The sequence below is a fragment of the Enterobacter sp. UPMP2061 genome (assembly GCF_053709615.1).
This window is the reverse complement of sequence record NZ_JBSKJP010000003.1, coordinates 235,385-248,043: the sequence shown is the minus strand read 5'-3', so window position 1 is coordinate 248,043 and position 12,659 is coordinate 235,385. Positions and strand designations below refer to the sequence as shown.

Here is a 12,659-nt window from a genome sequence, read left to right as displayed (position 1 = left end):
TGACCTTTAGTTGCAACGTCAAAAATGAACAACTCCCAGGCAGGGTTACTGGCTTCGGCTCAACGCATATGGTTAAAAACCCACCAGGAAAATTGTCTCTCTACTTCCATTCTTAGTTCTGGGTCAGTTTTCATCGATGCTGTATCAGGCATACCATCCGGACAAAAATCAGCAAGCTGACTTTGAATAAACTTTAGCTTTTCTTCTTTTTCCCCTGCGCTCTCAAACACCATGAATGGCAGCTCGATAATCGGCGGTTTGGTCTGGGTGGTTAACGGCATGGTTATGACTGAATTACGGCCAGGCAGTGAGTGTAATTCTCTGATATGACTCAACAGATTGTAGGGTAAGGTGTTTTTTACGAAGTAAAAAACGTCTGCATAATAATCAGTTACGTATCCATCCCTTTTTCCAGGATAAGCCAGCGTATCCATCTCTGGAAAGGGAAACTGTAAACCCTCATTTCTGTAATGTACGATTGGCACCCGTTCAAGTACACGCCCACGGTATTTGAGGATGTATTCATAGTGACAAGGTTGCTCAATGCTAATCGTTGACCACCAGTGATGTCCTCCTATATCTTTTTCTGTATCGCCAATATTAATGGCATAATCCGGGTCCAACCGATAATAGGCCTCGCTGATACCGTCATATTCCCAATTGTCGTAATCCAGAAGCAGTCTGACTATGCGGTCAGCGGGTGCCAGGTCCAGATTAAAGCGCTCTCTCCACATTGCCATAACATCTCCAGGGCTGGCACAGCTAGTTACGGGCGTATTGGCATCTTGTTGCCGAGTGTAAACGACACCGGCTCTGACAGTTTTTCCCTCTTTTATATAGTCCTGGGTCAGATAGTAGGGTTTCATTCTGACGTTACGAATTTGTAGAATAGCCAGCACCTTATGCTGGAGTGTGATGTGGTGCAGCTGAATATCCGGACAATGGTGCTCTGCAAAACTGACTTTTCTTAATAGATCGATTAAATTTGCCTGGTTAAGTTGCTTACCATCTTCCGGCACGCCGGTAACCAACCCTTCATCATTCACACCAAAAATCAGATACCGGTCACCGTCATGCAGGACGTTTGCCATGCAGAGGATATCGTGAACAAGGGCTGCATTGTTTTGGTGGTAGGTTTGTTTAAAGTCCCACCATGGCCCTTCCTTTCCACTGGCAATCAGTTTTTCGATGGTTTCGTTCATAGTCCCCTCTATCCGATATGGCGTGCGTTGGTAGTGTGAAATGGCAGTTCCTCTTCTCGTAAAACTACTGGCGCCTTGTCTGCCCGGTACTGGAGCCAAGTTTTCAGGTCTATTTGCGTGCCGTTACTGTAAGCATACTGACCGCAGATGCGGCCATTTGAAAAAAATGATATTATTATTCTATTGAACATCCAGTTACAGTTTCATATTCTCAATAGTTTCTCACCCGCTCAGTAAGGATTGTTAATTTCAATTCTTCAGCATGTAAATGTATGGCCTGAATTTTCATTGGTTGGATTTTAAATGATTCATTTTTCACCTCGAATTCATCACCAGTAATTGTATCATTAAAAACCGCCAGAGCATCATTGATTGATTTTTCATTCAAATTTTCATATTTAGAAATAACAAACCCTATTAATAGTTCTAACTGGGTTTTCTTACCAACTATAGAGTTCACAGAGATTTCACTTCTAGCATCAATATCCATCCCTGCCCAATACTTGCATGAGAGATCTTCAAGCGTTTCAATTTTTTTTATTATTTCTTCAACTCGTTTGGAAAAATCTTGCTCTCTAATTGTATATCTAGTTCTCCACCAGTTTGTTACAATAACAACGAGTGCACCAAACAACGCAGATATGATAGCTGTTAAAAGATTAGTCATTTCTTCCACCGGCCTTATTTATATATATCCAAACCTGATGAACAACCGATGGGATTTTAGGTAATATAACGTTCAATCGACCCTCTAATTCTGATGCACTAAAACCACGCCTGACCAAACCTCCAAAAACCTCCTCGAGGAAAGATGATGCTAATCCAAACTTCCCCGTAAGATCAATGGTTACCATCTTGTATTTATTTAAAGCTGGGATAACATGATTTTCCCGAAAAGCTTCTGCACTAAAAGGAGAATCCGTTTCATACCGTCCGAAAGGTTGTTCTGAAAAATCTTTACTCATAATTATTTCAAAGCTATCGCTCAATAAGATTTGTTTATCAAGATATTCTTTAGTTAATGTAATATTTGTCCCTAGGGTTTTTGATTTCACTAATTTTAATTCTGAATGCTCAGGTACAGAACATTCTTTAAGAAATCCATACCCACTACTTATTATTACATTGTTGAATGTATTAATCCTAACCTGTCTCATTAGATCTTGAAGACCAATCCCTCTACCATTTTTACTATATTTCCCACTCGCTGCCTTTTCTAATAATTTATCGTCCGTTAAATTAGTAGAGGATATTTTATTCAGGATTGTTACGGGTATTGATGCACCATGGTCAATGATAGTTATTATCAGATTATATTCATCATAGCGTATCAAGGCTTCACAAAAGTTTTTGTTGAATACCTTAAAATTCCCAGGGTAGGCATGATCGCGTATATTGGCTACAATTTCAGATATCGAACTGTAAAAGTTAAATTTAAGTTCATCTTTGTTTTCAAAGAACTCTGGAGGTATTGTTTCAATAATTAAGTTTACAGGATCATTATTATTCATTGTTTCAAATTCTAATGTAATCTCTTCCATGTTACCTCAGATTATAATTTAAATTAAAAGAACAAAACTCTGATATTAATTAATCGCTATTCAACGCTATCGCCACCAGAGACATCAGTTATGATTAAAAATTGGGGAGCCCTAATGTTACCAAAATTCATGTGTTGTTCAAGAAGACAAGCTGAAAATCTCTAAAGTTATGTGTAAATTTACCCACGAGTAGTGGACTACGCTGTTAAGCGAGTAAAATTGTTACAAAGTCCTCCGGACTAACGCCGCCGAGGTGACTGTGACGCCGGGCCCGGTTGTAGAACACTTAAATGTAATTGAAGATATCGGCCCGGGCCAGATCCCGGGTTTTGTATATGCGTTTTCTGATCCGTCCTTTTTCAGCGAACTGAAGAGCGATTCGGCCACCGCATTATCCCAGCAGTTGCCACGTCGGCTATGCTCGGAGCCTGGTTATTGGCCCGGCAGAAGCGCTGCCAGTCGTCACTGCCGTACTGACTACCTTGATCGCTATGTACGATAACCTCGCCGTCCGGCTTTCGACGCCACACGGCCATCATCAGAGCGTCCAGCGCGAGTTCGTGAGAGAGAGTGGGTTTCATCGACCAGCCAACCACGTTACGGGCGAAGAGATCGATAACCACCGCCAGATACAGCCAGCCCTGCCAGGTGCGGATATTAATAATATCGGTGACCCAGACCCGATTGGCCTGGACAACGGTAAACTGCCGCTGCACACGATTAGGCGCAACCACTGAAGGTCTGCCAGCGATACGACGCGGAGCTTTATAGCCGCGCACGGCTTTAATCCGGTTCAGTTGCATAATACGGCCCACCCGGTTTTTACCGCAGGTTTCCACGATTTCGTTCAGATCGCCATGAACCCGCCGGTAACCGTATACGCATCCGCTCAGGGAATATGAGTCACAGATAAGCGTCAGCAGACGCTGATTATCTTTATCCCGCGCGGAGACCGGGTTATACAGCCACACGTAAAAACCGGCCCGGGCAACGCACAACACCCGACACATCGTCATCACACCCCATACAGTGCGGTGCTCATTGATAAAGCTGTACTTCAGTCGGGCTCCCTTGCAAAGTACCGCGCGGCCTTTTCCAGAATATCCCGTTCTTCTTCGGTGCGTTTTAGCTGCGCCCGGAGTTTCAGGATTTCGCTTTTGGCTTCCTCTCAACCTTTCAAGGTCATATGTCAGATCAAGTCGCAGCTAATAGATTTAATTCGACCTAAAATAAATAAATCACCTATTTAGCGGCTGGCTATTGGCTATTAATATTTGCCTTGCAACAAACTCAATCAATTTTAAATCCTGATTAATAAAGCGAACTTCATTTGATAATGGATGCAATGTTTCAACGTTATCTTGCACACCTTTTGTATGAACAATTCGGCATCTTATTTCATAAATACGCCGCGCAATTTGTGAGAAAAGAACCTCAGCATCTTCATATTGAATGTGAACTTCACATTTTGAAAGTTTTTTAATGCTTTTGTTTGTAAATGTCTCTTTTTCGAAATTTTGCTGCTCTATAAAATCTTTAAAGTCGTCTATATCGATGCAATGCTTTAGAGTTGCTTTCAACTGTTCTAACTCACTACCAAAAGCGTTGGAGTTGTTATTAAATTTAACTATATTAAGTATTTTCGATAAATCCTTATCCTTTGAGACATCAAAACTAGGTTGTTTAAGCAAGTTTTTTATTCGTAACTGAGCATCTCGATAAGAATAAACCGTATAATAAAACTCAATAGTTTGATAAAAAGCCAAGTATTGACCAAGAGGCATTCCAATAAGCGACGTCGCATTCCAGTATAGCGCTAAGGCTTCCACATCATAGGAATAATCAAATTTAGGGATAGATAACTGGCCATTTGTAAAATCTTTGTGCCTTTTACCTAGTTGCTGTTGCTCTGCTAAAAGTTGTAGAGGCAATCCTGTTGTGCAATCTAGCTGGAAACAAATAGTCGACATAAGCCCCTTAATTATTTTCAGTGCATCTGAATGTGTTTTAACACCTGCGCCAGTAACCCTTATTGTGGTTGGGTTACTCCTGGATAATCTAAATCTATCTTTATTTCTAAAACTATAAAGACACGAAAAAGTATCAGAGGAATTGCTAATCTCTATTTTTTCTTCACCATCATAGGCTATTTTTATTATATAATCCGCATTCCTAATAGGGAGGGACTCATCAGAAGGATTAAAATATCTATATAACACTCTTTCCCAGAAGCCATAGTACGGAGCACAATCTATCATACACTCTATTACATCATCTTCTTCTGACCATATGGCTTCGTAACCAAGTACGAATTTATATTTATAAAAATCATTGCTAATAAACTCATTCGCCACCCTTCCCTCGCGTATATATAAATCTGTAAACCCTCTCTCCCTGCCTAATTTAAAATTCAAAACCTTTCTATCACCTTCTAAGATGGAATTGCTAATCCCATGTTGGTTGCATATTTCAATCAGCTCATCAATTCTTTTTTTCATTATTTCGATCACTTATTTTATAATTTGTAATATTGCCTACTCAAGCAATGAGGTTTTTGTAATTTATGGTTCATAAAGCAAGGGACTACATTCTGTTATAGCTTTTACTGCTCCGGGCATGACTCTGCAATCACCTCCTCAGATAAACGTCAAGCACCCCATCATAATTATCATTGTTAATATTGCAAGCTAACATATTAAATCAACCAACTTTAACCTATGTTAGGTGAATTTATATTCAGATTATTCATCTGTATTTTCTTCGATACACAGAATCGGCATTGTTATAAACCGAGACACCGTCTCACATTGGCACAACGCTACCACCATCAGAAACATTATTGGTCCTGATAAGTAAGAATGTATCTAAGGGTTACAGGAATTATTGAATTGTTCAAGTCGGCAAATAAGTCAACTGACCTGCTCCCAGTTGATTAACACATTATGAACTCAGCAAAGTCCGCTCCTGGCACAGAGACGACAGTCAGCACTGGAATCTAGGCTTAGTATTTACATCATGCTTTTGCTCTGCTAACACTATGACAAATCGTCCTCACTTTTTGCTCAAGCAGATGCGGCAGGTACCTAAATCAAAACGGCAAAATAGCCTCAAAAGCTGCTATTTGGGGCTAGTTCATGAAGTGAATTTCTGACGAAATTGTTTTTTCTGATAAAAATAACTAAAGAACAATGCTTTTCTGAGGATGGCTCAGATGTTAGTACTTAACCAGTTGAGCGTTGCTCCAATCCGGCGACTTTGGACATTGGTTGATACCTCTACTAACTTACCGCTTTTTTGAGCGACGACGTTGCATCTGGATCTGTCAATCTTGCTCAAGATGTCACAGCACTTACACATATTTGGAAAGAACCGCTAATCCATTCGACTCTAAGAACGCTACCGCCATCAAAGATATCAGCTCTGATTAACTATTAATGTGACTAAATGTTACCAAAAATTATTGGTTTTTCAAGAGGGTAACTACCCCCCCCAAAAAAAAGTTATACGTGTTTGGGTATGCGATTGAGATTGGAAATGGATCATGAACTGAGACAGATCAAAAATTCAGAAGATGCTCACAAGAACCAGATTCTCTGTTAGTTCATGAAGTTATCTGAGTGTCAGTTGTTGTTTATATTAAAAATTTTATTTATATCAATTATATATGACGCACTTGTATTATGAACTGAGTTTACGCTCAACATAAGTTAAATAAGATATTATGAAGCCTATCCCTCGTCAGATAAGCCCATCGCATCCCACCCCTTCCCTGTGCCGCTACTGGGGAAGCCGGAGAAACAGTGTCCGTTCCTGAGTCTGCGATGCTTTGAAACCATGGTGGATATAAAACGCTTTGGCTTCCTCAGTGAGTGCATGAACCATAATCGCCCGCACCCCGATATTCTCAGCTACCCGATAACAGCGTAAAACCGCATCGTGGAGTAAATCGGCTCCCAACCCGTTTCCGCGTAACGAGACATCCACAGCCAGACGGGCAAGTATTATCACGGGTATGGGATCGGGCATGTTACGCCGCAGATTACCTGTCGCTTGCGTATGGTTAACGCTCCCGGTAGCCAGAGAGTAAAATCCCGCGACCTGCTTCGTGCCCGTTTTACAAACGACAAACGTTCGGGCTGCGCCGAGCGCCTGGTTTTTCAGACCTCTTTGTTTTAGCCATTCGTCAAGCACGGCCTCTCCACTGACGAACTCCGCCAGTTGATGGACGCTGGATAAGGGCTCTGGTGCTGTTACACGTCCCACTGAGGTTTCCTTGCCAGCAGTTTTTCTATGGCAGGATCGTCCGCGACCGGGGCATCGAGCATGTCAATGAACTCAGCATACTGTTCATCGTTAAAATTGAATACACGCCGATCGAGGATCACATTCTCGGCTGCCTGACAGGCCATCTCCAGAATGAAGTCCGTGCGTGATTTATGGAGGATCTCTGCGGCGGCATCGATAAGCGCCCGCTGGGATTCTTTGGCTCTGAGATTGAGTTGAACATCTGATTTCATAGGTATACCTCTTGTATAGCAATTGCTTTACAAGCATAGCATAAGCGCTGTGTATAGCAATCGCTATACAGAACCCTTAATCATGTCTGACCTCGCCACACCGCATATCGCAAGAATTCGCTCTCTCAGCCAGCGGTGACCAGGGTCGCGTTCCATTCTTGGGTGCCACATCTGCGATACCGTAATACGACGGCTTCTGAACGGCAGCTCGAAAACGTGTATCTGGTCCGTTACCTGCTGATTGAGTAAATAGAGCGCGGGTATCATGGCGATAAGATCTGATTCCAGCGCCACGGACAGTGCCGTCGGAAATCCCGGTACGACGCTGACGATTTTACGTTTTGTCCCCAGTTCGGCCAGCGCATCGTCAACGGAACCGTGCAACGCGCCCTCGGGTGACGCTACCACATGGCCCCAGGCGACATAATCCTTCACGCCTATTTCTGCCTGCTTAGCCAGCGGGTGTCCCTTACGCACGACGCCCACAAATCGATCCTCAAACAACCGTTGCAGCCGTATTTCAGGCCCCATATTGCTCTGGACGCCAATCTCCAGATCAACCAGCCCTTCCCGAAGATAGCGCGACGTTTTTTCCGGCTTAGGCGCGAAGCGTATACAGACGTCCGGCGCGGCGTCGGCCACAGCCGCTATGAGCGCAGGCCCAAACGCCACCACAAAACCATCGTTTGCCCTGATGGTAAAAAGACGCGCCAGACTTTGCGCGCTGAACGTTTCAGTTGAGGGCTGCAATACCGCCCTCGCCTCGTGCACTGCACGCCTGGCGCGATCCCGGGTCGCTTCGGCCCACGGGGTCAGTACCATGCTACGCCCGGCGCGCACCAGGATCGGGTCGCCTGTAACGTCGCGTAACCTGCTTAATGTCCGGCTCATGGCCGAGGTGCTGAGGTTCAGACGACGTGCTGCACCTGCGACACTCGCTTCGCTCAGCAATATGTCGAGTGCAATCAGTAAATTAAAATCAGGATCGGTCATAGCGCTCATTCCTGTTCATTCAGATAAGGCGTTTCGTGCAACGATAAAGTGCAAATGGTGCGCCTTCCGCCCTGTAAAAGCCATCTTTATAGTTTTGTCATCCATACACTCTTCTCAGAGGACAACATAATGACGCTCTTTTCCAGTCAACCCGGCGACGAAGGACTTCCCGGCCCGGCGCGCGCACGGGTGATGGCCGCAATTATGACCACCACCTTAATGGGCGTGTTTGATGGCACCATGATCAACATTGCCCTGCCCTCCATGGCTCAGGAGATGCAGGTACCTGCCAGTATTGCCGTCTGGTTCGCCAACGGGTATCTGCTGGCGGCTGCGATGACGCTGGCGATATTCGCGGCGCTTGCGGCCCGCCTGGGTTATCGCCCCGTATTTCTGGCAGGTCTGACGACCTTTACCCTAACATCACTGGGTTGCGCGCTGGCGAATACACCCGAAGTGCTTATCGGTATGCGCGTGCTTCAGGGGATCGGCGGCGCGGCGACGCTGAGTATTGCCCCCGCAATCCTGCGGTCCGTATTTCCCGGGCGATTGCTTGGCCGCATTCTGGGGTTGCACGCCCTGCTCATCGCCTCCAGCTCCGCTATCGGCCCGGTATTGGGCGGGACGATCCTTCACACCCTGCGCTGGCAATGGCTGTTTGCGATAAACGTTGTTCCCGGCACCCTCGCCTTACTGCTGGCGGTCAAAGCGCTGCCGCGGGATGCGGTACGAAAGCAAGCGCCTTTCGACACCCCGGGCGCCATATTGTCGGCGCTGCTGTTGGGGTCGACGATCATGGCGGCGAACAGCCTCCAGGACTATCATCCCGGTAGCCTTTGCTGGACAATGCTCGCTGCGCTGAGCGGCATGGCGTTTATCTGGCAGATCCGCCGCGCGGATAACCCCTTACTGCCGCCGATGATGTTTAAAAATGAACGTTTTACCCTCGCGGCCTTCACGTCGATGATTGCTTTTGTCAGCCAGGGGATCACCTTTATTGCGCTGCCCTTCCTGTTTCAGAGCGAATACGGCTACAGTCCGGTGTTGTCTGCCCTGCTGTTTACGCCGTGGCCGCTAGGGATCGTACTGATTGCGCCGCATGCAGGCCGGTGGGCAGACACGATTTCAGCCCCGGCGATATCCGCCCTGGGGCTGATGATTTTTGTCGTCGGTTTGATCCTGCTGGCAACATTACCCGACCGCCCTTCAGTGTGGGATATCTGCCTGCGGAGTCTGGTGTGCGGAGTGGGGTTTGGCTGCTTTCAGAGTCCCAATAACCGGGAAATGCTCTCCAACGTTATTCGTGAGCATGCGAGCTATGCATCCGGTGTTTTATCCATTATGCGCACGTTCGGGCAGTGTCTGGGCGCCGCCGCCGTGGCCGTTCTGCTGGCCGCAGATGAAAGGTCAATTCATGTTGCGCTGTGGGTCGCCGCCGCAGCTTCTGCGGTAGCGGTCGTCGTCAGCGCGAGCCGGTTGCGTAAAATCACTCATCCTGCGGAAACAGGATGAGCACGAAAAATATAACTAAGCGCTACTCCAGCGCCAGCAGCGCAAAACTCGCCAGCCAGTGGCCGCCGCTGTAGTGGCTGCCGACAACATGCTCCACGCTTGCCGAGAGATGGCGCGCAACGGCATCCTGTAACGCCTGTTGCGCCGGGTGGTTTTCCGGCAAAGCGCGGGCAATGTGCTTCATACACCACGCGCGGCTGAGGTTAAGCCCGTCCAGATGTGCGATTTTCGGGTCGGTGCGGTCGCTTACCTCAGCCGGGTTCATCAGCGCTGAAACGGCACCCACTTCAGGCAGAAACGCATCAAACCAGGCCGGGAAATTCTCTACCACCTTACTCATCAGTAACGCCTCGGTCAGCGCCCCGGAGATATACTCGTCGCCGCCCGGCTCATAATGCGCCGGATATTGCGTGTCCGTATGATAAAAGCGCGTCGCCGCGTCCAGGATAGCCTGTTCAAGCCCGTCATCCGTCACCGCCCGGGCATAATCCAGCCCCAGCGCGAGCGCAAACGCCGTGTTGTAATGTGTTCCGACGCGGATGGGATAGGTGAGCTTGCTGAGGTAATCCACCAGCCGCTGGCGAATATCCCGCGTTAACGGTTGCAGCGTCTGGTACCAGCGCTCCGCCTGTGGCAGTGACGACTGTTTCAGCTCCTGCGCCAGCGCCAGCAGCCAGCCGTAGCCATAAGGCCGCTCAAACGACGCGCGGAACGGCGCGGTAAAATAGGCCAGCTCCTTCGCCACCTTCTCGTCGGTCAGGTGTTCTTCGAACAGAGTGATGATCTCTTCCCGGCACGGCAGTTCGGGCCAGAGACGCAGGCAGCGCAGCAGCAGCCAGTAGCCGTGCACCGCAGAGTGCCAGTCAAAACAGCCGTAAAAGATCGGGTGCAGCTCGCGAGGCGGCAGAACGTCGCCGTCATCGTTGAGCAGATGCATAATGTGGTTCGGGTATTCCTGACGTAAATAGGTCAACGGCATTCTGGCGAAGGCGTCAGCCTGATGTTGCGTTAATTCCATTGCAGCTCCTTAGCGAAACACGAGGAAATACATTAAGAACACGTTCACCACCAGCAGGGTTAACGCGGTCGGGATCTGGATCTTGATAACCTGATATTTGTCTTTTAGCTCCAGCAGCGCGGCGGGCACAATGTTGAAGTTGGCGGCCATCGGCGTCATCAGCGTGCCGCAATAGCCTGCGTACATACCGATAGCCAGCAGCGGCGCCGGGTTACCGTGATGGACGTTAATCAGGAATGGCAGAGCGATACCGGCGCTTAACACCGGGAAGGCTGCGAAGGCATTACCCATGATCATGGTAAACAGCGCCATCCCCACGCAGTAAATGACCACCAGCATGAAGCGGCTGTCCGGGTTCACAAACAGGCTGACCACCTTTTGTACCGATTCGCCGGTATTCGCCACCACGAACACCCCGCCGAGCATGGCGAGCATCTGCGGCAGGATCACCGCCCAGCCAATGGTATCGACCAGCCGACGCGACTGACGCACCGCATGCAGCGGCGTACCTTTTGTCAGCCACCAGCCGGTAAGGATAGCCGCCACGCAGGCTACGCAGAGCGCCGCCAGCGTAAGCTGTTTCTGGTCGAGCAGATAAACGCCGCCAATCGACACGCCTTTCAGAAACAGCGTCCCGATGACCGTTACCACGGGGATCATCAGCGCGGGCAAGAATAGCCAGTTTTTCAGCCGGTTCGACGAGGCAACACGCTCCTCCTCGGTGGACATTTTATAGTGCCCCTTCCCGACCAGCCCGAAACCGGCCAGCAGCGCAATCACGATAACGGCGCCGCCAATAATGCGATACGCCAGCGACTTACCCAGCTCCTGCACCATCAGATCGCCAAACAGGAAGATCCCGCCGAACAGAAACCAGAACAGCGCCGTGGTATAGCGTTTCGGGTTAGCGCGGTCGCGAAGGGTCATCACAACCAGCAGCATCACGACGAAGCCGATCAGGTAGTACACGCGGTTAATGGTAATGAGGGTCATCATGGTGCGATCTCCTGCGTACCCAGCTCTGCTTTCCAGGCCATCACGTCGCGACGAATGCTGGCATCGAGGCGCAGCAGACGCGTCATATGGATGATCAGTGCCGCAATAGCGGTCGGAATGGCCCACAGGCCGATATGCAGCGGTTCGATCCCCTCGATCCCGTTCTCTTTCAGGAACGCATCAATCAGCAGTACCGCGCCAAAGGCGATAAAGATATCTTCCCCAAAGAAAACCGCGATATTGTCACACGCGGCGGCATGGGCTTTGATTTTGTCGCGGATAGTCTGCGGCAGTTCGCCGTATTCATTCAGGGCCGCCCCTTCCGCCATCGGCGCCAGCAGCGGACGCACCGTTTGCGCGTGGCCGCCAAGGGACATCAGGCCCAGCGCAGCCGTCCCTTCGCGGGCGACAAAGTAGAGCATCAGGATACGCGCCGAGGTGGCGCTGGCGATCTTCGCGACCCTGGCCTGGGCGCGCTCTTTCAGCCCGTAATACTCCAGCAGGCCAATCACCGGCAGGATCAGAATGAAGGTGGCAAGCGATCGGCTATTCACGAACTTTTCGCCAAAGGTTTCCAGCAGCATACCGAAATCCATGCCAACCAGCAGGCCCGTCGCCAGCCCCGCCACCACGACAACCAACAGCGGGTTGAAACGCAGTGCAAAACCAATAACCACCACCGGAATCCCGATAAGTGGCAACAGTGTAGAACTGTCCATAAACGTTACCCTATCCAAAGTGAGCGTTGCGCGCCGACGGCTATTTTTTATACTTCGCAGCAGAGCGAAGCCGGTGCATTAAGGCGCGCGATGTTGTGTTTTGCGTCAGGCTCCACAGAACCTGCACTAAAAAGCTATATCTGAACGTCAAAAACATGTAA

Annotated in this window: 11 protein-coding genes and 1 pseudogene; 1 reads left to right on the top strand and 11 read right to left on the bottom strand. The window is 48.5% G+C overall.

Going from position 1 to position 12,659, the window contains the following annotated elements; genetic code table 11:
- Positions 1 to 59: 59 nt before the first annotated feature.
- From ACWKXX_RS09975 to ACWKXX_RS09940, 8 genes and pseudogenes are all read right to left on the bottom strand, one after another.
- A complete protein-coding gene (locus ACWKXX_RS09975; RefSeq protein WP_454540812.1) occupies positions 60 to 1,202 on the bottom strand; it encodes an AlbA family DNA-binding domain-containing protein in 1,143 nt (380 codons plus the stop codon).
- Between the two features lie 211 nt (positions 1,203 to 1,413).
- The gene (locus ACWKXX_RS09970) at positions 1,414 to 1,869 is read right to left on the bottom strand and encodes a hypothetical protein (protein ID WP_454540811.1); all 456 of its coding nucleotides are present in this window, start codon (positions 1,867 to 1,869) and stop codon (positions 1,414 to 1,416) included.
- Positions 1,862 to 2,743 carry an STAS-like domain-containing protein gene (locus ACWKXX_RS09965; protein WP_454540810.1) on the bottom strand — a complete coding sequence of 294 codons (882 nt, stop codon included), beginning with the start codon at positions 2,741 to 2,743 and terminating at the stop codon, positions 1,862 to 1,864. The genes ACWKXX_RS09970 and ACWKXX_RS09965 overlap by 8 nt, the downstream gene beginning before the upstream one ends.
- 205 nt (positions 2,744 to 2,948) lie before the next feature.
- Positions 2,949 to 3,908 (bottom strand): annotated as a pseudogene (locus ACWKXX_RS09960) (IS3 family transposase); the annotation flags it as partial.
- Between the two features lie 73 nt (positions 3,909 to 3,981).
- A complete protein-coding gene (locus ACWKXX_RS09955) occupies positions 3,982 to 5,241 on the bottom strand; it encodes a hypothetical protein (RefSeq protein WP_454540809.1) in 1,260 nt (419 codons plus the stop codon).
- Positions 5,242 to 6,520: 1,279 nt separating this feature from the next.
- A complete protein-coding gene (locus ACWKXX_RS09950) occupies positions 6,521 to 7,006 on the bottom strand; it encodes a GNAT family N-acetyltransferase (protein WP_003857133.1) in 486 nt (161 codons plus the stop codon).
- Complete coding sequence (locus ACWKXX_RS09945) at positions 6,994 to 7,260, bottom strand: type II toxin-antitoxin system TacA family antitoxin (protein WP_003857131.1); 267 nt, start codon at positions 7,258 to 7,260, stop codon at positions 6,994 to 6,996. The genes ACWKXX_RS09950 and ACWKXX_RS09945 overlap by 13 nt, the downstream gene beginning before the upstream one ends.
- 63 nt (positions 7,261 to 7,323) lie before the next feature.
- Positions 7,324 to 8,253 carry a LysR family transcriptional regulator gene (locus ACWKXX_RS09940; RefSeq protein ID WP_261666232.1) on the bottom strand — a complete coding sequence of 310 codons (930 nt, stop codon included), beginning with the start codon at positions 8,251 to 8,253 and terminating at the stop codon, positions 7,324 to 7,326.
- 129 nt (positions 8,254 to 8,382) lie between these two features.
- Here ACWKXX_RS09940 and ACWKXX_RS09935 point away from each other — a divergent pair, with 129 nt between their 5' ends.
- Positions 8,383 to 9,765 carry an MFS transporter gene (locus tag ACWKXX_RS09935; RefSeq protein ID WP_261666231.1) on the top strand — a complete coding sequence of 461 codons (1,383 nt, stop codon included), beginning with the start codon at positions 8,383 to 8,385 and terminating at the stop codon, positions 9,763 to 9,765.
- 22 nt (positions 9,766 to 9,787) lie between these two features.
- Here the strand turns inward: ACWKXX_RS09935 and ACWKXX_RS09930 are convergent, their stop codons facing one another.
- From ACWKXX_RS09930 to ACWKXX_RS09920, 3 genes are read right to left on the bottom strand one after another with little or no spacing between them, the layout of a single operon-like run.
- Entirely contained in the window at positions 9,788 to 10,783 is a 996-nt protein-coding gene (locus ACWKXX_RS09930) for a DUF2891 domain-containing protein (protein ID WP_015570513.1), read from the bottom strand.
- A gap of 9 nt (positions 10,784 to 10,792) precedes the next feature.
- A complete protein-coding gene (locus tag ACWKXX_RS09925) occupies positions 10,793 to 11,779 on the bottom strand; it encodes a DUF979 domain-containing protein (protein WP_017382341.1) in 987 nt (328 codons plus the stop codon).
- Positions 11,776 to 12,498, bottom strand: a complete 723-nt coding sequence (locus tag ACWKXX_RS09920; RefSeq protein WP_454540808.1) for a DUF969 domain-containing protein — start codon at positions 12,496 to 12,498, stop codon at positions 11,776 to 11,778. The genes ACWKXX_RS09925 and ACWKXX_RS09920 overlap by 4 nt, the downstream gene beginning before the upstream one ends.
- Positions 12,499 to 12,659: the final 161 nt, after the last annotated feature.